This is a genomic window from Curtobacterium sp. ER1/6 (assembly GCF_001742745.1).
Taxonomy (GTDB): Bacteria; Actinomycetota; Actinomycetes; order Actinomycetales; family Microbacteriaceae; genus Curtobacterium; species Curtobacterium citri.
Genome location: NZ_MJAK01000005.1, coordinates 64350 through 85338 on the forward strand (window position 1 = coordinate 64350; position 20989 = coordinate 85338).

The window sequence follows — 20989 nt, forward strand, 5'->3', positions numbered from 1 at the left end:
GGATCACCTCCGCCAGACGGCGGAGGTGATCCGGGCCTCCCGTCCGTGCGTGGCCCCCTCGGACGACCGGCACAGGCCCACCCCCAGATCGAGTGGTCCCCCCTACTGGGGACCGGAAGTGACCCCATGGGAACGCCCGTTCCTGTCAGGATCGAGGGGACGTCAGCGACCGTCCTTCTGCACGGACCGTCACGCAAGCGGCGTCGGCATCGTCTCGACCCGAAAGTGACTCATGCTGCCTGTGCACCAGGGCACCGCCGTGCCCGCGCGCTCCCGCGCGCGCCGCCGTCCCGGCATCCGTTCCGTCGCCATGCTCGGCGTCGCCCTGCTCGGCGCCGTCGGCGTGACGCAGGCCGTCGTGGCGGACCCGGCCGTCGCCGCGTCCGCGCTGTCCTGCGACCAGAACACGCTCTACGCGATCAACACGACGCAGAACCAGCTCGCGGCGATCGACGCGACGACCGGTGCGGTCACGAACATCGCGACGATGAACCCGGCGAACAACGCCCTCGCGGTCGCCCGCAACGGTGTCGCCGCCTACGCCGCGGTGAACGGCGGCAACACCATCACCGGGTACGACGCCGTCAACGGTGTGCGCACGCCCGACGTCACGAACGCCGACCCGGGCGGCAACCGCCAGCTGCTCCGCGGTGCGATCAACCCGGCGACCGGCATCTACTACTACGCCAGCGGCGAGACCCCCGCGTACCTCGGCGCGTACGACACGAAGACCGGGACGAAGATCGGTCAGGTCGGCACCATCGACGGCCTGCTGGCCGGCAAGAACGGTGACATGGCGTTCAGCACCCGCGGGTTGCTCTTCGTCGTGACGGGCAACCAGATCCGCCGCGTCGAGACGGTCCCGGCGACCGCAGGCACGGCCGCGCTCAAGACCACCCTGGTGTCGACGCTGCCGATCGACGCCAACGCCGCCGGCAGCCCCGGCATCGCCTTCTCCGCCGACGGCTACCTCTTCGCGTCGGTGGGCTCGTCGGTCTACAAGGTCGACCCCGCGACCGGCAACCAGGTCGGGACGACGATCCCGATCGCGGGCGGCTACACGCCGAGCGACCTCGCCTCGTGCAACTACGCCAACACGCTCGCGGCGCAGTCGAGCGTCGACCACCGCTGGGCGTCGGGCGACCAGTTCGCCCTGAAGGCCGCCGCCGTCGACCCGAAGACCGGCGCGGTCGGAGAGGCCACCGAGGGCAACAGCACGATCACCGACGGCACCGCCGACGGAGTGCAGGCCAAGCGTGCCGGTGCGATCCTGACGACCCCGAAGACGAAGTACACCGTCACCCAGACCGCCGCCGGCACGACCGACCTGGCGAACTACGCGACCACCTGGCGCGCCGAGAACGTCAACTCCGGCGCGGTCATCGCCCAGGGCGATGGCAACACGGCGAGCTTCGACTTCCCGAGCGCCACGAGCGCGGACGGCACCGACGTCGTCGTGACCTTCGCGAACACCGTGCGGGCCACGCACGTCGCGACCGCCCCGGACACCGCAACGACCACCACGGGGACCGCCGTCACGAAGGGCGCCGCGGACGGCGTGCTCGCGAACGACAGCGGCACCGGCGTCAGCGTCGTCTCGAACACGCAGCCCGCGCACGGCACCGCGAGCGTCGCGGCCGACGGTTCGTACACGTACACCCCGGCCGCCGGGTTCTCCGGGACCGACTCGTTCACCTACACGGCGAAGGACTCCTCGGGGCAGACCTCGACGAGCACCGTCACCGTGACCGTGAAGCCGTCCGCGGCGGACGACACGGTGACCGCCCGCGCGGGCCAGACCGCCACGGCGGACGCAGCCACGGGCCTCCTGGCCAACGACGGCGGCAGCGACCTGACCATCACCGGCCACACCGACCCGTCGCACGGCACCCTCGTGCTCGGCAAGGACGGCTCGTACTCGTACACGCCCGCAGCCGGCTACTCCGGCCCCGACTCCTTCACCTACACGGCGCGGGACGGCAACGGGACGACCACGACCGCCACCGTCACCGTGACGGTCCTGCCCGCAGCGGGCGCGGACTCGATCACCGTCGACGCCGGCGGCCGCGCCACCGGCGCCGCACCGGGCCTGCTCGGCAACGACCAGGGCAGCGGCCTCGCCGTCACGGGGTCGACCCAGCCGTCGCACGGCACCGTCACCGTCGGGAAGGACGGCTCGTACACGTACACGTCGGCCGACGGGTACTCGGGCGGGGACTCGTTCGACTACACCGTCACCGACGCGAACGGCAAGAGCGACACCGTCACCGTGACCGTCCTCGTGCGGCCCGCGGCGGTCGACGACACGATCACCCTGCCCGCCGGCGGCACCGCCACGGCGACGACCCGCGCGGACGGCGTCCTCGGCAACGACCGCGGCACCGACCTGACGATCCGGTCGAACAGCCAGCCCGACCACGGCACGCTGACGCTGAACCCCGACGGCACGTACACCTACGTGCCCGCCACCGGGTTCTCCGGCACCGACACCTTCACCTACCAGGCGACCGACGGCACCGGGACGGTCGTCAGCGGCACCGTCACCGTGGTGGTCGTGCCCACGGCGGCCGACGACCGCGCCGCCACCGGCGCGAACGCCCCCGTCGCGGTCGACGTCCTGCGCAACGACACCGGCTCCGGCCTGACCGCCGCGGTGGCGACCGCTCCGGCCCACGGCACCGTGGTGCGGAACGACGACGGCACGCTGGCGTACACCCCGGCCCGCGACTGGTCCGGCACGGACACCTTCACCTACACGGTGACCGACGGCGCCGGACGCACGTCGGAGCCGGCGACCGTCACGGTCGCGGTCGCGCCGCGCGCCCGTCCGGACACCACCTCGACGTCGGCCGGCACGCCGGTGACGGTCGCGGCGGCGGACCTGACGGCGAACGACTCCGGCACCGGGCTCACCGTGACCGGCGTCAGCCGGGCGACGGACGGCTCGGTCGCGCTCGACGCGGACGGCAACGCCGTCTTCACCCCCGCCGACGGCTTCTCGGGCAGCGGCACCTTCTGGTACGACGTCCGCGACGCGGCGGGCCGCACCGACTCCACCTGGGTGGTCGTCGTGGTCGGACCGCGGGCAGCCGACGACCGCGCGACCGTCCCGGCCTCGACGACGCTGACCGTCCCGGTCGACCGGGGCGTGCTCGCGAACGACTCCGGCACCGGCCTGACCGCGGAGCTCGACGAGCCGCCGCTGCACGGCACGGTCGACCTGGCCGCCGATGGCTCGTACTCGTACACGCCGACCGCTGACTGGTCCGGCTCGGACCGCTTCACCTACACGGCGACGGACGCATCAGGCGCGAAGACCACCGGTCTCGTGACCATCACGGTCACGCCCCGCACGGAGGACGACCGGATCCGCACCGCGGCCGGCCAGCCCGTCACCGTCACCTCCGCCGACCTCACCGGCAACGACCACGGCACCGGTCTCACCGTCACCGCGGTCGGGAGCCCGAGCGCCGGCACCGTCGTCCGGGACGCCGACGGCACCGTGACGTACACCCCGATGCCCGGCACCTCGGGCCGCGCGACGTTCGACTACCAGGTCACCGGCGCCAACGGCAACACGGCGACCGGCACGGTCACGGTGACGATCACCCCGGTAGTCGCCGCGTCCGACGCCGACGCCACGGCCGACGGTACCCTCGTGGTCCCCGCCGACCGCGGCCCGCTCGCCGGTGCCACCGGCACCGACCTGTCGGTCACCGACAACACGCAGCCGCAGCACGGCACCGTCGAGGTCGGGAAGGACGGCTCGTACACCTACACGCCGGCACCCGGCTTCTCGGGCAAGGACGGCTTCGAGGTGGCGATCACCGACGGCTCCGGCACCACCACGACGGGAACCGTGACGATCACCGTCGCACCGAAGGCCGTCGACGACGCCGTGACGACCACGACGGACACCCCCGTCGACGTTCCCGTCCTCGCGAACGACAAGGGCACCGCGCTCCGGGTCACCGGTGTCGGCGCGCCCGCGAACGGGTCGGTGCGCGTCACCGACGCCGGCGTGACCTACACGCCGGCCGCGGGTTGGTCCGGCACGGACACGTTCACCTACACGTTGACCGACGGTGCCGGCTCGACCGCCACGGCGACCGTCACGGTCCGCGTGGCCCCGACCGCGGCCGACGACGTCCTGCAGACCGCCTCGGGCACCCCGCTGCCGATCGCCGCGGCCACCCTCACCGGCAACGACGCGGGCTCCGGCCTGACCGTCACCGGCACGACGGCGCCGCGCCACGGCACCGTCACGCAGGCGACCGACGGCTCGTTGGTCTACACGCCCACCACCGGCTGGTCCGGCCGGGACACCTTCACCTACACGGTGACCGACGCCTCCGGGCAGACCGCGACCGCCACGGTCACGGTGCTGGTCGGTGCCGTCGCGACCGCCGACCGCGGTGCGACGACGACGAACGGCACGCTCCGGGTGCCCGCCTCGTCCGGCGTCCTGGCCGACGACTCGGGCGCGGGCCTGTGGGCGAAGCTCGACCGGAAGCCGCAGCACGGCACCGTGGAGCTCGCGGAGGACGGCTCGTACGTGTACACGCCGGCCGAGGGCTTCTCCGGCACCGACACGTTCACGTACACCGCCACCGACGCCGAGGGCTCGACCGCGACCGGGATCGTCACCATCACGGTGACGCCGACCGCCGGCGCGGACGCCGCCCGCACGACGGCCGGCAAGTCGGTCACGGTCACGGGACCGGGCGTGCTCGGCAACGACCACGGCTCGGCGCTCCGGGTCGCCTCGGTCGGTCGCGCCCAGCACGGCACGGTGCGGATCGCCGCGGACGGCACGTTCGTCTACACCCCGGCCGCCGGCTTCTCCGGGGTCGACACCGTCACCTACGACGTGGTCGACGCCGAGGGCCAGCACGCCGAGGCGGTCGTCACCGTCACGGTCGGCATCGACGCGGTGGCCGACAGCGCCCGCACCGTCGCCGGCACCGCAGTCGCCCGCGACGCCCGGCACGGCCTGCTCGGCAACGACGGCGGCACCGGCCTGACCGCCGCACTCGACCGGAAGCCCGCCCACGGCACGGTCACGGTGCAGCGCGACGGCTCGTACGTCTACGCGCCCGCCGAGGGCTTCACCGGGACCGACCGGTTCACCTACACGGTGACCGACGCCTCCGGGCAGACGACGACCGCGACCGCCACCATGACCGTCGTCGCGGCGGCTACCGCGACCGACGACTCGGCCACGGGCAAGGTCGACCACGCGGTCACCATCCGTCCGATCGACAACGACCACGCCAGCGGCGGAGCGCACTTCCTGCCGTCGACGCTGCACCTGGTCGACCCCACCACCGGCGCCCAGACCGACCGGGTCGTCGTGCGGGGGATGGGCACCTGGCAGGTCGAGCGCGGACAGGTCGTCTTCACCCCGGAGCACGGCTGGGCAGCCCGCACGTCGATCGACTACACGGTCGCCGACACCGCGGCGCAGGTGGTCCGCGCCACGCTCGAGGTGTACTACCCGACCGGGCTCGCCGCCGCCACGCACATCGCCAAGCTGGCCTTCACCGGCACCACCGGGCTCGTCGGGCTCGGGCTCTCGGCCCTCGCGATGGTCCTCGCCGGTGCGTTCCTGGTGGTCCGTCGCCGGAGCGGCGACGACGTCGCCGTGGCGACGGGGGTGCGTCGACGCTCGCAGGACTGAGGTCCTGAGCGGCCCAGCCCGCACACCGGACGGGAGGCCCGGATCACGTCAGCCGACAGGCGCACGTGATCCGGGCCTCCCGTCCGTCGTCGGTGGCCGGTGGTGCGGAGCGCTCACCCGACGGGCCCGTGGCGCGGAGCGCTCACGCGATGGGCTCGATGAGCTGCGGGCCGTCGTTCCGCACGCTGTTCACCGCGCGCGAGACCTCGTACTGCTCGAGTCCGGCGGCGACCGCGAGCGACTCGTGGTCGAGCAGCGCGAGCAGGTCGTCCGAACCCAGGCCGCCGTCCAGCCAGTCGTCGTAGCCGTCCGGGGTGAGGAACGCCGGCATGCGGTCGTGCACCTCGCCCGGTGCGACGTGGGCGTCCCGCGTGATGATCGCCAGCGACAGCAGCCACTTGTCCGGGTCGTCCTCGGGCTTCGTCGGGTCGGGCCAGGCGCTCACGATGCCCGCCATCGCGAGCGCACCGCCGGGCTCGTGCACGAAGTGGGGTTCCTTGCCGTCCTCGCGGACGACCCACTCGTAGTACCCGAGCGCCGGGACGATGCAGCGGTTCGTCGCGAAGGCCCGCTTGAACATCCCGCTCGTGGCGACCGTCTCGATGCGGGCGTTGATCGGCTTCGGACGCTGCTTCCGGAAGTCCTTCGCCCAGCTCGGCACGAAGCCCCAGCTGATCTGCGGGAGCTCGCGCTGCCCGTGCCGCTGCCGGACCGCGTACACGGGGTCGGTCGGGGCGACGTTCCAGCTCGGGGCGAGGCCGGCGTGGACCTCGCCGGTGTCCTCGTCGACGTGCTCGGTGCGCGCGGCGAGCTCACCCACGAGCTCGGGCAGCAGATCGGCCGTGGTGTCGGAGACGACGAACCTTCCACACATGCGACCAGTGTGCCCGGCGGGGCCGACAGCGGGCCGGGGACGGGCGGGCCGGGTCAGTCGTCGGGCAGGCCGAGCTTCGAGCCGCGAGGTGCCGGACGGTGTGTCCGCCGGCTCCCGGCGGTGCTGCCCGGCGAGGGCGCCGGTGGTACCTCGGGCAAGGCCGCCGCCAGGACGCGGGCCCGTTCGACCCGCCCGAGCCGGACCAGCCCGAGGACGAGCCGGACGATCAGGAAGACCGAGACGAAGCTGAAGAGTCGGACGTGTGTGTCGGTGACCAGGAGCGACACCGCCGCCAGCACACCGGCTGCCGTCACGACGAAGCCGCGGAAGGTGTCCGGCACCTGACCCGACTGCACGAGTTCGGCGTCCCGTAGGACCTCGTCGCGATCGGCGGGCGCGATCGTCGGTGCCGGTCCTCGGCCGAAGTACCGCTCGGTGCGCTCCGGGGCCTGCATGACCGACCCCGACCAGAACAGCTTCGTCGCGTCGGGCGGCCGCGGCACGAGCGGGACGCACGCGACGGCGAAGCCGCCGATCCCCACCGCGAGGACCACGGCACCGATCCACCCCGCGGGACCGGCGAGGTCCGGCCAGCCGACCGACAGCCCCACGACGACGAGGACGACCAGGGCCGCGACCCCGACGAGGATCCCGATCCCGACCGCGCGTCGCAGGCGGTCCGGCGGGACGTCGGTGTCGAAGCGGTCGCGGAACACCCTCCATCCGAGTTCGTACGCTGATCGGCTCACGGGGTGACCTCCGTCGTCGTCGGAGCCGGGTCCGCTGCGAGCGCCGCGAGGCGGGCACGCTCGGCCCGGCCGAGCCGGACCACCAGGTCCGGCAGCAGGAACAGGTAGAGGAACGGCCAGAGGAAGACGAGGGGCTGCCGCTCCCCGGAGATGAGCACGGCTGCACTGCCGCAGGCCAGGCCGACGAGCAGGGGCGTGAGCCGTGACAGCCGCCAGACCAGCCCGCGCTGCAGGAGCGGCAGGTCGTTGAGCACGATCGTGCGGTCCTCAGGTGCCACCGGGCGCTGCCGACGGGACAGGTACGGCTGCACGGTCGACCGTGCGGAGAGCTGCTGGTCGGGTCGGACCTGCCGCCCGTTGATGCGGAGCTCGGGACCAGCCGCACGAGCGGTCGGGAAGCACGCGAACACGAGCGCCCACGCTCCGACCGTCACGAAGGAGATCGTGAGCGCCGGTCGGACGCCACCGGACCCGGCCCAGCCGGTGGCGCGATCGGTCACGACGGACACCACGAGCACGACCACCGCGACGGCGCCGGCGGTCAATGCGGCTCGCCGTGCCCGCGCAGGGTCCACGACGTCGCCGAGGAGCGCGCGCAGCACCTGCCAGCCGAGCATGAACACCTGTCACTTGTACTCGCCCGGTCTGTGGGCGTCCGTCGCTGCTACCGTGCCGGGGTGCTCCCCGACCACGACCAGCGCTGCCCCTGCCTGAGCGGCAACCCCTACGGTGAGTGCTGCGGCCCCCTGCACGCCGGTGCCGCGGCACCGACCGCCGAGCGGCTCATGCGCTCCCGGTTCACCGCGTTCGCCCTCGGACTGCCGGAGTACCTGCTGCTGACGTGGCACCCGAGCACCCGCCCGGACGAGCTGACGCTCGACCCGACGCAGCGGTGGACCCGGCTGGACATCGTGTCGACCCGGTCGGGAGGCCCGTTCGACACCCGGGGCACGGTCGCCTTCCGCGCGTGGTGGCGGTCCGACGACGAGCGCGGCACGCTCGAGGAGACCAGCGAGTTCGTGCGCGAGCAGGGCCGCTGGCTCTACGTCGACGGTCAGTTGTAGCGCGCGACCAGCTCGTCGCACTCGGCGGCACCCGGGACGGCCGGCCGGCCGCCGAGCGCGTCCGTCAGCAGGTCGAACAGGGTCGGGTGGTCGGTCGGCGCCCGCTCGCCCAGCTCGGCCCGCCACCCGGGAGCGAGGACGTCGAGCGCCCATCCGACGGCGAGTCCACTGGAGTAGTACAGGTCGCGATCGACCATGACGTCGGCGTACTCGTCGAAGACGTCGAGCAGGGTCGGGGCGTCGGTCGTCGCAGCATCGTCGTTCACCGCCTCCTCGAAGTACACCGCCGTGCCCTCGACGGTCTCGATGCCGTCCTGCTGCCGGAGCCCCGGCCACCGTTCGTACCGCGCGAGCCGGAGCCGTGCCGCGTCGGTCGCCGCGCGCTGCACCGCCGCCGGGTCGTCGGTGGCCGTCGCCGCGGTCAGGGCGGCCATCTCGGCGCGGAGCAGCCGCCGGTGCTCCGACGAGGCGGGCACCTCAAGCCGGCCGCCGTCGTCGTAGTCCCAGTAGCCGGGGTCACCGGGCTCGATGCCCTGCACCGCCACGTGGAAGTGCTCGTGGGCGGCGAAGTGCCGGAAGTCCTCGTCGGTCGGGACGTCGTCGCCGAACATCCCGGGGTGGAACTTGAACGCCAGGACGCGGTTCCCGTCCACCTCGATGTTCCCGAACTGCGACCTCACGTGGAGCCACGGCTCGGAGAACGCGAAGCGCTTGCTGACGCGGACGTCGTCGAGGAGCGGCATCCCGGGCAGCTCGACGCGGCGCATGCCGGAGACGTCGGTCCGGTCGCTCATGTTCACGAGGTACGCGTACGACCAGTCGAGCTTCCACGGCCCCGAGGTGCGGAGCAGCACGAACGGCTGCTCCTCGTAGTGGTAGTCCTCGGTCCACATCCCCGCCGGGTCCCGCTGCGCGAGCTCGAACTGCTCGGAGAGCTGCCGGAACATCGTCCGGTCGGTGTCGTCGAGCGACGCCCACGACCCGGACGGGGAGGGGCCGGCGAGCCGCCACGTGACCGATCCGGTCAGGACGAGTGCGCCCACGGCGAGGAGCGCGAGGAGGACGGCACGGACGCGACGGAGCCGGCGACGACAGCGAGGACGGGAGTGCACATCCAGTATTCTAGATACGCCGCACCGTCATCCGTTCACGCCGCGATGGTCTCCGGCAGGCCGACCGACAGCCGCATCGCCCGGCGGACCGCGGCCTCGTCCGGCAGTAGTTCGGCGTCGTCGCCGGTCAGGAAGAACCGGATCTGCCCGATCGCCTGCTCCGTCAGCATGTCGAGCCCGTTGAGCACGCGCCCGCTCGCCGCGGTCCACCGGCTCGCCGCCGCGGTCGGCCACGGCTCGTACGCGACGTCGAAGAGCACCGCGTCGGACCCCGACGGCAGCAGCTCGAGCTCGTCGGCCGCACCGCCGGGCAGGGTCGACACGAGGAACCCGTGCCGCGTCCCCGGCAGGGCGTCCAACGGCAGGACCTCGAGCGTGACCCCGAGCCGGACGGCCAGGTCGACCAGCGGACCGGCCTTCGCGGTGTCACGGAGGAACACCCGCACGTCGACGGCCCCGAGCCGCACCGCCGCGGCGAGGGCGCTCGCCGCGGTGGCACCGCCGCCGAGGATCGAGGCCTCGCCCGGCAGGTGCCCGAGAGCCTCGACGGGACGGACGATCCCCTCGACGTCGGTGTTCGCGCCGGCGGTGACGACCCGGTCGCCCTCCTGCCGGAACGCGACGGTGTTCGCGACCCCGAGCTCGTCGACGAGCGGGGTCGTGCGGTCGAGCATCGGGAGGACCTCGCGCTTGAGCGGCATCGTCAGGCTGAGTCCGCGCCAGTCGGGGCCCAGCCCCGCGACGAACGCGTCGAGCCCACCGGAGGCGACCTCGTGCCTCCCGTACGAGAACGGGACCCCGAGCACGTCGTAGGCCGCGCTGTGCAGCGTGGGGGAGAGCGAGTGTGCAACGGGGGAGCCGAGGACGGCCAGCCGGGTGCGGTCGGTGTCGGTGTACTCCACGGGTCCGGAGCCTAGCGGCCCACCCTCCGCGGGGGCCTTGCTTAGGGTAGCCTTACCTGTGTGATCCGAACCTCCCCCTCTGCGCGCCGCGTCCGCCGCGTGCTCGCGGCCGCCGGCGCCGTCGTCGCCGCGTCCCTCGTCCTCGCCGGCTGCAGCTCCGGCTCGTCCTCGCCCGCTGCTTCCGACGACGCGTCCGGCTCGGGCGGCGCGTTCCCCGTGTCGATCCAGACCGCTCTCGGCACGACCGAGATCCCGTCGCAGCCGAAGCGCGTCGTCGCCCTCGGGTGGGGCGACGCCGAGACGGCGCTCGAACTCGGCGTGCAGCCCGTCGGTGCGAGCGACTGGCTCGCCTTCGGTGGCGACGGCGTCGGGCCGTGGCTCAAGGACGCGTACACGAAGAAGCCGGCGATCATCCAGACGCTCGAGCCGAGCTACGAGCGGATCCTGAAGCTCAAGCCGGACCTGATCCTCGACACCAAGAGCTCGGGTGACAAGGACCGCTACGCCAAGCTCTCGGCGATCGCCCCCACGGTGGCGATCCCGAAGGGCGGCGAGAACTACCTCACCACCACCGAGCAGCAGGTCGACCTCGTCGCGAAGGCGCTCGGCAAGGAGTCCGAGGGCAAGAAGCTGCTGACCGACCTCGACGACGCGTACGCCGCGGCGCGGAAGGCGCACCCCGAGTTCGACGGCAAGACCGCCGTCGTCGGCGCCTACACGGCCGACGGCTTCGGTGCGTACGCCTCGAAGGACAGTCGCTCGACGTTCATGCAGCAGCTCGGCTTCACCATCCCGAAGGCGATCGACCAGCAGGCCGGCGACGCGTTCTCGGTGAGCCTGTCCGAGGAGAACCTCGACCTGCTCGACGCCGACCTCACGGTGATCCTGCCGATCTACGTCGAGGCGTCGAAGGCCGAGTCCGACCCGCTGTTCCAGAAGGTGCCGTCCGTGCAGGCGGGGCACTCGATCGTCGTCGACGACCCGGACGTGTCCGCCGCGTTCTCGCTCGGTACGACCGCCGCGATCGAGTGGGCGCTCGACCGGCTGCCGGAGGAGTTCGCGAAGAAGGTCGGCTGACGCCGACTGTAGGGGGAACGCCGGGAGACGCCGGGTCGCGACGGCGACCCGGCGTCTCCTGCTGTGTGCGGTCGTTCCGTGGTGCCGCTGACGGACGGGAGGCGCGGTGCGGGCCGGCAGCGTGCCTCCCGTCCGGCGCGTGGTGCCGTTCCGCGGCGGCCCTGCAACGGCTGGGCTGCGCGGCGGTTCCGCAGCGGTTCCGCAGCGGTTCCGCTGCGGTTCCGCTGCGACTAGGCGGCGGAGAAGGTGGAGCCGATGAAGGCGAAGAGCAGGGTGATCAGGGGGAGCGAGCCCTGCACGAACGCCGAGTTGAGGTAGCGGCGGCCCGTGCCGGCGAGGACGACCGCGGCGCCGAGCATGCTCGCGGTCGAGAACACGACCAGCGTCCAGCCCGTCGCACCGTTGCCCGCGAGGACCAGGACGACACCGAGGATCGCGCCGATCGCGAGGAACAGGTTGTAGAAGCCCTGGTTGAACGCGAGGGAGCGGGTGGCCTGCGCCTCGGACTCCGAGGCGACACCGAAGGCCCGGCGGACACGCGGACTGGTCCACGCAACGGACTCGAGGAAGAAGATGTACACGTGCACGAGGCCCGCGAGGACCGCACACACACCCGAGATCACGAGCAGGACCGACATGGTCTCCATTCTCGCAGCCACTGGGTGGTGCTCAGGTCCCGCCCAGGGAAGGTGCCGACCCGGGGCCGTCACACCAGTGTTCGTCGACCGGGTGCGCGGATAGGCTCGGGACATGAGTGCCGACGAGTCCACGCCCGTCCACGACGATGCGGTCGCCGAGCTGGCGAGCATCCGGCAGAGCATCGACAACATCGACGCCGCCGTGATCCACATGCTCGCCGAGCGCTTCAAGTACACCCAGCGCGTCGGCTACCTGAAGGCCGCGGCGGGCATGCCCGCGGCCGACCCCGGTCGTGAGCAGGTCCAGGTCGCCCGCCTGCGTCAGCTCGCGGCGGAGTCGCACCTCGACCCGGCGTTCGCGGAGAAGTTCCTGAACTTCATCGTCGCCGAGGTCATCCACCACCACGAGCGAATCGCCGGCGGTGCCGAGTGAGCGCCGCCCTGGACGACCTGCACCTGCTCGTCGGGTCCTACACGGCCACCGGTGGCGGGAACGCCACCGGCATCTCGGTCGTGCACGGCACCACCGCGCACACCGCCGCGGTGATGGACGACCCGTCGTTCCTCGCGGTCTCCGGTGACCGGGTCTACGCCGTGTCCGAGGTCGCCGACGGCAGCGTCTCGGCCTTCCGGTACGCCGGGGGCACGCTCGAGCACCGCTGGGACGCCGACGCCGGCGGCGACGCCCCGTGCCACGTGCGGGTCGACCCGTCGGGTGCGCTCGTCGTCGCGAACTACGTGTCCGGCACCGTGACCGCGGTCTCGCTCGAGGCCGCCGAGTCGCACGCGGCGTCGGTCACGGCGAGCGACGCCGTCGTCGGCACGCACGGGAGTGGCGACCGCGTGGTCGTCCCCGAGGCCGCGATCGTCACGGGCGTGCTGCCCGACGTCGAGGGGCCCGTCGAGGACCGGCAGGAGGGGCCGCACGCGCACCAGTCGATCGCGACGCCCGACGGCACCGTGCTCGTCGCTGACCTCGGCGGTGACGCCCTCCACGAGTTCCGTGTGACCGCCGCACCGGCGATCGACCTCGTCCGCGTGCACCACCTCGCACCGGGGGTCGGACCGCGGCACATGGTGTGGCTCGGTGAGGGATCCGGGGCCGACCTGGTCGTCGCCGGCGAGCTCGACGGGCGCGTGCACCGCCTGCGTCGCGACGACTCCGGGACGCTCCGCCCGATCGCCTCCGTGGCGGCCTTCGCGGGCCCGGTGGGGGAGTCGCTCCTCAGTCACGTCGAGGTCGACGCGGCCGGCCGGGTCGTGGTCGCCGTCCGCGGCCGCGACGTCATCGTGGTGCTCGACACCGCGGACGACGGGCTCGCGGTCGTCGGGTCGGCGTCGTGCGGCGGGACGTGGCCGCGGCACTTCGCGCAGGTGCCCGGGTACCTGCTCGTCGCGAACCAGATGTCGGACGCGATCGCCGTCCTGCCCGTGGGCGACGACGGCGTGCCCGGTGCGGCGGTGGCGCAGATCGCCGTCGGGACGCCGACGTGCATCGTCCCGGTGCCGACTCCCGCGCGCTCGTGACCGCCGGGTCGTCGACGTCGGGATCGCTCGCGGCGGGGTACCGACTCGTCGTCGGGGCGCCGCCGCTCGACGACTACCTGCGGCTCCGGCGGGACTCGGGACTGTCGCCGAAGACGACCGAGCAGGGCGCCGGCGCGGTCGCGGGCAGCTGGTCCGCGGTGCACGTCGTGGACGCCGCAGGGGTGCCCGTCGCGATGGGCCGGACCATCGGGGACGGCGGCTGGTACTTCCACATCGCCGACATCGCGACCGACCCGGGACACCAGCGCCGCGGCCTCGGGAGGGCGGTCGTCGAGTGGCTGGTCGCGGACATCCGGTCGCGCGCGCCGGAAGGGGCGTACGTCACGCTCGTGGGGGACCCGCCCGGGCAGCGGCTGTACCGGTCGCTCGGGTTCGAGGACGTCGCGCCGAGCCTGGGGATGGCGTTGCCGCTGCGCTGACGCGGGTGGGGCAAGCCTGCTCCAGCGGTTCCGGCGCAGCGGCTCAGCTCCGGCGCAGCGGTTCCGGGCGGGCGGTCAGCCGTGGACGACGTTGGCGAAGGGGCGACCCTCGGCCAGCGCGGCCACCTGCCGGCGCACGAGCTCGAGGGTCCGCGGCACGCTGAGGTCCGTGTTCCCGCCGACGTGCGGTGTCAGCACGGTGTTCGGCGTCGTCCACAGCGGGTGCCCGGCCGGGAGCGGCTCGGGGTCGGTGACGTCGAGCGCCGCCGACAGCCGTCCGCGCCGGAGCTCCGCCACCAGGGCATCGGTGTCGACGACCCGTCCGCGGGCGACGTTCACCACGAGGGCGCCGTCGGGCAGCGCGGCGAGCAGGTCCGCGTCGACGAGGTGTTCGGTCTCGTCGGTGAGCGGGGTGATGAGCACGAGGACGTCCGTGTCCGCCGCCAGGGTCGGCAGGTCGCCGAACGCGTGCACCTTCCGGCCGTCCTGATCACGGGCGGTCCGCGCGACCACCGTGACGTCGCAGCGCATGGCCTCGAACCGCGTGGCGATCGCGGCCCCGATCGCGCCGTACCCGACGACGGTCACCCGACGATCGGCGAGCGACCGCGTGGTGCGGACGTCCCACACCCCGGCGGCGCGGTCGGTCTGGAACGTGTGGATCTCGCGGAGCGAGGTCAGCGCCAGACCGACCGCGAGCTCGGCGGTCTCGTCGTCGTGGATGCCGCGGCCGTTCGCGACCTGCGCGTGCGCCGGAGCGTGCGGGAGTGCGTGCTCGTACCCGGCGCTCGGCAGCTGCAGGAGCCGCAGGTTCGGCAGGTCGTGCACGTACTCCCAGCGGTGTCGGCCCGCGAAGTAGAACGGCAGCAGCGTGATCGCCACGTCGTCCGGTCGGGCGTACGGGCCTTCGACGTCCCAGACGTCGAGCTCGACGCCGTCCGGCACGGGGCCGAGACGGTCGACGAGCTCGACGAAGGGCAGGGTGACGATCGGCATGCGGTCGGTGCCTTCCTGCGGTGCCGGCGCTCGGGACGCGGTCGGCGTCAGCTGTCGGTGCGCGGCGAGAACGAGCCGTGGTCGTCGAGCGGCCCACGCCCGACGTAGCCCTCGGTGACGTCCTCGACGATGACGTCGCCGAAGCGCGCCGGGAGCGTGGCGGCGTGCGTGCCGCGCAGCTCCTCGATCGACGCCTCGAACGCGCCCTGCACCTCGAGCGTGCCCGACGAGGCGTCGGTCACGCCGATGCGCAGCACCGGGAAGCCGCGGCCGTCGCACAGGCCCTGGAACCGCACGTCGTCCTCGCGCCGGACGGTCACGATGACGCGGCCCGTCGACTCGGAGAACAGCGCGGTCGCCGTGTCCACGCCGTCGCGCTCCTCGAGCTCGTCGAGGACCACCCGCGCGCCGATGCCGAAGCGCAGGACCGACTCGGCGAGGGACTGGCCGAGGCCGCCGTCCGCGAGGTCGTGGGCGCTCGTGAGCAGCTGCTCGCCGGACGCCGCGTGCAGCAGGTCCGCCAGGGCCTTCTCCTGCGCGAGGTCCACCGCCGGCGGACGACCACCGAGGTGCCCGTGCACGGTGCCGGCCCACGCCGACCCGTCGAGCTCGAGGCGCGTCGTGCCGAGCAGGTACACGTTGTGGCCGTCGTCCTGCCAGCCCGAGGGCACGCGCAGCGCGACGTCGTCGATGATCCCGAGCACGCCGACGACGGGCGTCGGGTGGATCGGGGTCGTGCCGGTCTGGTTGTAGAAGGAGACGTTGCCGCCCGTCACCGGGATGCCGAGCTCCATGCAGCCGTCCGCGAGGCCCTCGACGGCCTCGGAGAACTGCCACATCACCTCGGGGTTCTCCGGCGAGCCGAAGTTCAGGCAGTCGGTGACCGCGGCCGGGACCGCACCGGTGACGGCGACGTTCCGGTACGCCTCGGCCAGGGCCAGCCGGGCGCCCTGCTTCGGGTCGAGCTGGCAGTAGCGACCGTTCGCATCGGTCGCGACGGTGACGCCGAGACCGGTCTCCTCGTCGACGCGGATCATGCCGCCGTCATCGGGGAAGGACAGCGCCGTGTTGCCGAGCACGTAGGTGTCGTACTGGTTCGTCACCCAGTTCTTGGACGCGAGGTTCGGCGAGCCGAGCAGCTGCAGGAACTGCGCCTTGAGCGCCGGGCCCGTCTCCGGGCGCTCGAGCGACTCGGCGCCGTCGGCCTGCAGGGCGTCGATCCAGGTCGGGTAGGCGACCGGGCGGTCGTAGACCGGGCCGTCGACGGCGACGGTGCGCGGGTCGACGTTGACGATCTCCTGGCCCTGCCAGTCGATGACCAGACGGCCGGTGCCGGTGACCTCGCCGAGGACGCTCGTCTCGACCTCCCACTTGCCGACGACCGCGAGGAACGCGTCGAGCTTCTCGGGGCGGACGACCGCCATCATGCGCTCCTGGCTCTCCGACATGAGGATCTCCTCCGCCGTGAGCGTGGGGTCGCGCAGCAGGACGTCGTCGAGCGAGATGTGCATGCCGCCGTCGCCGTTGCTCGCGAGCTCGCTCGTCGCGCAGGAGATGCCCGCGGCGCCGAGGTCTTGGATGCCCTCGACCAGGTCCTCCCGGAACAGCTCGAGGCAGCACTCGATGAGGACCTTCTCGGCGAACGGGTCGCCGACCTGGACGGCCGGGCGCTTGGTCGGGCCGCCCTCGGTGAAGGTGTCGGACGCCAGGATCGACGCCCCGCCGATGCCGTCGCCACCCGTGCGGGCGCCGAAGAGCACGACCTTGTTGCCGGTGCCGGAGGCGTTGGCGAGGTGCAGGTCCTCGTGGCGCAGGACGCCGACCGCGAGGGCGTTGACCAGCGGGTTGCCCTGGTACACCGGGTCGAAGTAGGTCTCGCCGCCGATGTTCGGCAGGCCGAGGCAGTTGCCGTAGAACGAGATGCCGCCGACCACGCCGTGCACGACGCGCTGCGTGTCCTCGTGGTCGATGGCGCCGAAGCGGAGCTGGTCCATCACGGCGACCGGGCGGGCGCCCATCGAGATGATGTCGCGGACGATCCCGCCGACACCCGTCGCGGCGCCCTGGTAGGGCTCGACGTAGGACGGGTGGTTGTGCGACTCGACCTTGAAGGTCACCGCCCAGCCGTTGCCGACGTCGACGACACCGGCGTTCTCTCCCATGCCGACCATGAGGTTCTTCGTCATCTCCGGCGTGACCTTCTTGCCGAACTGCCGGAGGTAGTTCTTGCTCGACTTGTACGAGCAGTGCTCGGACCACATCACGGAGTACATGGCGAGCTCGCCCGAGGTGGGGCGGCGACCGAGGATCTCGCGGATCTTCGCGTACTCGTCCGCCTTGAGCCCGAGCGCCTCGTACGGCTGCTCCTTGTCGGGCGTGGCGGCGGCGTCCTGGACGGTGTCGGGCTTCGGGCGAACGGAGGTCGTCACGGTGGTGTTGTTCCCTGTCACTTGACGAGCGTCGACTCGATCACGGAGGTGAAGAAGGTGAGGCCGTCCGTGCCGGAGGCCATGGCGGCGGGGGTGTCCGGGCCGAAGCCGGCCTCCGTCGCGTGCTCGGGGTGCGGCATGAGCCCGACGACGTTGCCGCGCTCGTTCGAGACGCCGGCGATGTCGTCGATCGACCCGTTCGGGTTCACGCCCACGTAGCGGAACACCACCTGGCCGTTGTCCTCGATGCGCTTGATCTCGTCGGCGTCGGCCACGAAGCGTCCGTCGGCGTTCTTGAGCGGGATCGTGATCTCCTGCCCGGCGCTGAACCCGGAGGTCCATGCGGTACCGGCGGTCTCGACGCGGAGCTTCTGGTCGCGACGGATGAACTGCTGGTGCGCGTTCCGGGTGTGCGCACCGGGCACCAGGCGGGCCTCGGCGAGCATCTGGAAGCCGTTGCAGATGCCGAGCACGGGCATGCCCTTGCCGGCGGCGTCGATGACCTCGGCCATGATCGGGGCCTTGGCCGCGATCGCCCCGGCGCGGAGGTAGTCGCCGTAGGAGAACCCGCCGGGGAGCACGATCGCGTCGACGCCCTGCAGGTCGTGGTCGCCGTGCCAGAGGGCGACGGGCTCGGCGCCGGCCAGACGGACGGCGCGCTGGGCGTCGCGGTCGTCGAGCGAGCCCGGGAACGTGATGACGCCGATCCGCATCGCGGTCACGCGCCCTCGACCGTCACGGACACGACGTCCTCGATGACGGCGTTCGAGAAGACGTCGGCCGCGATCTCGCGGACCTCGGCCAGCTTCGCGTCGTCGACGGGGCCGTCGACGGTCACCTCGAAGCGCTTGCCGATGCGGACGTTGGTCAGGTCGGCCTTGCCGAGACGGGCGAGCGCGTTGCCCACCGCCTTGCCCTGCGGGTCGAGGATCTCGGCCTTGGGCATGACCTCGACGACGATCGTTGGCACGTGTTCACTCCAGCACTTCGGGGATGGGTGGGACGCGACCAGTCTAGGTGGCGCGCGCGGCGCGCCGGGTCGGTTGTGGAGAAGTGGTCGAAGGCGTACATTCCAATTGGAATAGTCGGAGCAGAAGACCGGACTGGAGGCACGGATGACGTCGCTCACGCCCCTGGCGTACGCCGCGCTCGGCCTGCTGGCCGAGGCTCCGATGCACCCCTACGAGATGTTCCAGCTCATGCTGCGACGGCGTGAGGACGAGAACGTCAAGGTCCGCCCCGGCACGCTGTACCACCAGATCGGCCGCCTGGTCGACCTCGGGTACGCCGAACAGCTCGGCACCGCGCGCGAGGGCAACCGCCCCGAACGCACGACCTACGCCATCACCGACGCCGGTCGCGACGCGCTCCTGACCGGGCTGCGGCGCATGGTCGCCGAACCCGCGGACGAGTACCCCGAGTTCCACCTCGCGGTCTCGCACGTCGACAACCTCAGCGACCAGGACGCCGTCGCGGCCCTCCGTGCCCGCACCGAGGCGATCCGCGCACGACTGGAGCAGTACGACGAAGCCGCCACGGGCCTCCAGGCCAAGGGGTTGGCGCCCCGGTACTGGCTGGACGTGTCGTACGTCCGTGCCATGCTCGCCGCGCAACTCGAGTGGCTCACCGCGACCGCGGACCGCATCGAGCGCGGGGACGTCCCCTGGGACGGCCCGGCGCTCCCCACCGACACCGAACCGACCAGCACGAGCAAGGACCCCACTCGATGACCACCGCACCGTCCGCCGACCTGCAACACGGGAAGAAGCCGTGGCCCGCGCTCTGGGCGCTCGTCGTCGGCTTCTTCATGATCCTCGTCGACTCGACCATCGTGTCGGTCGCCACCCCGACGATCGCCCAGGCGCTCGACGCCGACATCAACGCCGTCATCTGGGTGACGAGCGCCTACCTGCTGGCGTACGCCGTGCCGCTGCTCATCACTGGCCGTCTCGGTGACCGCTTCGGCCCGAAGGTGCTGTACCAGGCCGGACTCGTCGTCTTCACGCTCGCGAGCCTGTGGTGCGGCCTCGCCGGCTCGATCGAGGTGCTCATCGTCGCCCGTGTCGTGCAGGGCCTCGGTGCCGCCATGATGACGCCGCAGACCATGGCGGTCATCACCCGGATCTTCCCGCCGCAGAACCGCGGTGCGGCGATGGGCCTCTGGGGCGCCGTCGCCGGTGTCGCCTCGCTCGTCGGCCCGATCGTCGGCGGCCTGCTCGTCGACGGGTTCGGCTGGGAGTGGATCTTCTTCGTGAACGTCCCCGTCGGCATCGTCGCGTTCGTGCTCGCGCAGCGCTTCGTGCCGCAGTTCGAACGCAACGGGCACCGCTTCGACTACCTCGGCATCGTGCTCTCGGCCGTCGGCATGTTCCTGCTCGTGTTCGGCATCCAGGAGGGCGAGACCTACGACTGGGGCACGATCACCGGCCCGATCTCGGTCTGGTCGCTCATCGTGACCGGCATCGTCGTGCTCGCCGCGTTCGTCGTCTGGCAGGGCGTGCAGAAGGGCGAGCCGCTGCTGCCGCTCGGGCTGTTCAAGGACCGCAACTTCACGCTCGCGAACATCGCCATCACCGCCGTCGGCGTCGCGATCTCTTCGTTCGCGCTGCCGATCATGCTCTGGGCGCAGGACGTGCTGCGCTTCAGCCCGACCCAGGCCGCCCTGCTGCTCGTGCCGCAGGCCGTCATCTCCGCGGGACTCGCGCCGTACGTCGGCAAGAACCTGAACAAGTGGAACCCGCGGTGGGTCGGCTCGTTCGGCCTCGCGTGCTTCTCGGGTGCGCTGTTCTGGTTCGGGTCCCTGCTCTGGTCGGGCGCCGACTGGGGTTGGACGCTCCTGCCGAGTGCGCTCCTCGGGCTCGCGAACGCCTGCATGTGGGGACCGCTCTCGGTCTCCGCGACGCGCAACCTGCCGCCGGCGCTCGCCGGTGCCGGTTCGGGCGTCTACAACACCACGCGGCAGATCGGCGCCGTGCTCGGTTCGGCCGGCATCGCCGCGCTGATCGAGGCCCGGATCACCGCGAACTTCCCGTCCGGGGCGGAGTCGACCTCCGGCGGCGGCGCGGAGCAGCAGGTCGGGGCGCTGCCCGCGTTCCTGCAGCAGCCGTTCGCCACGGCCATGGGGCAGTCGCTCGTGCTGCCGGCCGTCGTGCTCGTCGCGGCGATCGTGGCGGCGCTGTTCCTGGCGAAGCCGAAGCAGACCGCGGCGTGGGGCTCGGGTGCCCCGGCGGCGACGCAGCCCGGTGCCGCATCGCCCGCGGCCGACGGCGACCAGCACGCCGCGGCGGGTCGGCCGGCCGGTGCGCACGCTGCCGGTGCCGCGCCCGCGACCGCGGAGGACGAGCTCGCGGCGGTCGACCACCACGGCCGGCACGCGGACGCCTAGTCCGGCCGGGTCTCCCGGCACACGGGCCCCGGGCCGCTCGGACGAGCGACCCGGGGCTCCGTCGTCCCGGCCGCCGGCCCGCACGGCCCGCGGCGTGGTCGTCGTCCCGGCGGCCC

The 20989-nt window shown here is 72.6% G+C and carries 18 protein-coding genes; 8 read left to right on the forward strand and 10 right to left on the reverse strand.

Annotated features, from left to right (window positions below; all coding sequences use genetic code 11):
* Positions 1-232 precede the first annotated feature (232 nt).
* Entirely contained in the window at positions 233-5680 is a 5448-nt protein-coding gene (locus tag Cus16_RS09435) for an Ig-like domain-containing protein (protein WP_189319569.1), read from the forward strand.
* A 142-nt stretch (positions 5681-5822) separates the two neighbouring features.
* Here Cus16_RS09435 and Cus16_RS09440 read toward each other — a convergent pair whose 3' ends face one another.
* From Cus16_RS09440 to Cus16_RS09450, 3 genes are read right to left on the reverse strand one after another with little or no spacing between them, the layout of a single operon-like run.
* Positions 5823-6554 carry an SOS response-associated peptidase gene (locus Cus16_RS09440; protein WP_069712414.1) on the reverse strand — a complete coding sequence of 244 codons (732 nt, stop codon included), beginning with the start codon at positions 6552-6554 and terminating at the stop codon, positions 5823-5825.
* 53 nt (positions 6555-6607) lie between these two features.
* A complete protein-coding gene (locus Cus16_RS09445) occupies positions 6608-7303 on the reverse strand; it encodes a hypothetical protein (protein ID WP_141718910.1) in 696 nt (231 codons plus the stop codon).
* Positions 7300-7926, reverse strand: a complete 627-nt coding sequence (locus Cus16_RS09450) for a hypothetical protein (protein ID WP_069712416.1) — start codon at positions 7924-7926, stop codon at positions 7300-7302. The genes Cus16_RS09445 and Cus16_RS09450 overlap by 4 nt, the downstream gene beginning before the upstream one ends.
* A 54-nt stretch (positions 7927-7980) precedes the next feature.
* Between Cus16_RS09450 and Cus16_RS09455 the strand changes: the two genes are divergently transcribed.
* The gene (locus Cus16_RS09455) at positions 7981-8367 is read left to right on the forward strand and encodes a YchJ family protein (protein ID WP_069712417.1); all 387 of its coding nucleotides are present in this window, start codon (positions 7981-7983) and stop codon (positions 8365-8367) included.
* Here Cus16_RS09455 and Cus16_RS09460 read toward each other — a convergent pair.
* Positions 8358-9479 (reverse strand): hypothetical protein, encoded by a 1122-nt coding sequence (locus tag Cus16_RS09460; RefSeq protein WP_069712418.1) that lies wholly within the window; start codon positions 9477-9479, stop codon positions 8358-8360. The two genes, Cus16_RS09455 and Cus16_RS09460, sit on opposite strands and share 10 nt — an antisense overlap.
* 35 nt (positions 9480-9514) lie before the next feature.
* Positions 9515-10381, reverse strand: a complete 867-nt coding sequence (locus Cus16_RS09465) for a shikimate dehydrogenase family protein (RefSeq protein ID WP_069712419.1) — start codon at positions 10379-10381, stop codon at positions 9515-9517.
* Positions 10382-10441: 60 nt separating this feature from the next.
* On the opposite strand from Cus16_RS09465, the gene Cus16_RS09470 reads away from it, so the two are divergent.
* Positions 10442-11458, forward strand: coding sequence for an iron-siderophore ABC transporter substrate-binding protein (locus Cus16_RS09470; protein WP_069712420.1), 1017 nt, complete (start codon positions 10442-10444; stop codon positions 11456-11458).
* Between the two features lie 230 nt (positions 11459-11688).
* Here the strand turns inward: Cus16_RS09470 and Cus16_RS09475 are convergent, their stop codons facing one another.
* Positions 11689-12096 carry a DUF1304 domain-containing protein gene (locus tag Cus16_RS09475; protein ID WP_189319570.1) on the reverse strand — a complete coding sequence of 136 codons (408 nt, stop codon included), beginning with the start codon at positions 12094-12096 and terminating at the stop codon, positions 11689-11691.
* Positions 12097-12208: 112 nt separating this feature from the next.
* Here Cus16_RS09475 and Cus16_RS09480 point away from each other — a divergent pair, with 112 nt between their 5' ends.
* Genes Cus16_RS09480 through Cus16_RS09490 form a run of 3 tightly spaced genes read left to right on the forward strand, consistent with a single transcriptional unit; the run spans position 12209 to position 14063 of the window.
* Complete coding sequence (locus Cus16_RS09480) at positions 12209-12529, forward strand: chorismate mutase (protein ID WP_069712421.1); 321 nt, start codon at positions 12209-12211, stop codon at positions 12527-12529.
* Positions 12526-13623, forward strand: a complete 1098-nt coding sequence (locus tag Cus16_RS09485) for a lactonase family protein (RefSeq protein WP_069712422.1) — start codon at positions 12526-12528, stop codon at positions 13621-13623. Before Cus16_RS09480 ends, Cus16_RS09485 begins: the two co-directional genes overlap by 4 nt.
* Complete coding sequence (locus Cus16_RS09490; RefSeq protein WP_223246575.1) at positions 13587-14063, forward strand: GNAT family N-acetyltransferase; 477 nt, start codon at positions 13587-13589, stop codon at positions 14061-14063. Before Cus16_RS09485 ends, Cus16_RS09490 begins: the two co-directional genes overlap by 37 nt.
* Positions 14064-14138: 75 nt before the next feature.
* On the opposite strand, the gene Cus16_RS09495 is transcribed toward Cus16_RS09490, so the two are convergent.
* The 4 genes from Cus16_RS09495 to purS are packed head-to-tail and all read right to left on the reverse strand — an operon-like array spanning position 14139 to position 18458.
* Complete coding sequence (locus tag Cus16_RS09495) at positions 14139-15059, reverse strand: 2-hydroxyacid dehydrogenase (protein WP_069712423.1); 921 nt, start codon at positions 15057-15059, stop codon at positions 14139-14141.
* 47 nt (positions 15060-15106) lie between these two features.
* Positions 15107-17488: a phosphoribosylformylglycinamidine synthase subunit PurL gene (gene purL, locus Cus16_RS09500; protein ID WP_223246576.1), complete on the reverse strand. Its 2382-nt coding sequence runs from the start codon at positions 17486-17488 to the stop codon at positions 15107-15109.
* A 17-nt stretch (positions 17489-17505) separates the two neighbouring features.
* Positions 17506-18201, reverse strand: coding sequence for a phosphoribosylformylglycinamidine synthase subunit PurQ (gene purQ, locus Cus16_RS09505; RefSeq protein ID WP_069712580.1), 696 nt, complete (start codon positions 18199-18201; stop codon positions 17506-17508).
* 5 nt (positions 18202-18206) lie between these two features.
* Positions 18207-18458 (reverse strand): phosphoribosylformylglycinamidine synthase subunit PurS, encoded by a 252-nt coding sequence (gene purS, locus Cus16_RS09510; protein ID WP_069712425.1) that lies wholly within the window; start codon positions 18456-18458, stop codon positions 18207-18209.
* Between the two features lie 145 nt (positions 18459-18603).
* On the opposite strand from purS, the gene Cus16_RS09515 reads away from it, so the two are divergent.
* Entirely contained in the window at positions 18604-19218 is a 615-nt protein-coding gene (locus Cus16_RS09515) for a PadR family transcriptional regulator (RefSeq protein WP_069712426.1), read from the forward strand.
* Between the two features lie 20 nt (positions 19219-19238).
* Entirely contained in the window at positions 19239-20873 is a 1635-nt protein-coding gene (locus Cus16_RS09520) for a DHA2 family efflux MFS transporter permease subunit (RefSeq protein WP_083263872.1), read from the forward strand.
* Positions 20874-20989 lie beyond the last annotated feature (116 nt).

What these genes read in the sequence shown, in the direction of transcription:
- Cus16_RS09435 (WP_189319569.1), top strand. Translation starts at nt 233, where the DNA reads ATGCTGCCTGTGCACCAGGGCACCGCCGTGCCCGCGCGCTCCCGCGCG.
- Cus16_RS09440 (WP_069712414.1), bottom strand. Translation starts at nt 6,554, where the DNA reads ATGTGTGGAAGGTTCGTCGTCTCCGACACCACGGCCGATCTGCTGCCC.
- Cus16_RS09475 (WP_189319570.1), bottom strand. Translation starts at nt 12,096, where the DNA reads ATGTCGGTCCTGCTCGTGATCTCGGGTGTGTGTGCGGTCCTCGCGGGC.
- Cus16_RS09480 (WP_069712421.1), top strand. Translation starts at nt 12,209, where the DNA reads ATGAGTGCCGACGAGTCCACGCCCGTCCACGACGATGCGGTCGCCGAG.
- Cus16_RS09495 (WP_069712423.1), bottom strand. Translation starts at nt 15,059, where the DNA reads ATGCCGATCGTCACCCTGCCCTTCGTCGAGCTCGTCGACCGTCTCGGC.
- purQ (WP_069712580.1), bottom strand. Translation starts at nt 18,201, where the DNA reads ATGCGGATCGGCGTCATCACGTTCCCGGGCTCGCTCGACGACCGCGAC.
- Cus16_RS09515 (WP_069712426.1), top strand. Translation starts at nt 18,604, where the DNA reads ATGACGTCGCTCACGCCCCTGGCGTACGCCGCGCTCGGCCTGCTGGCC.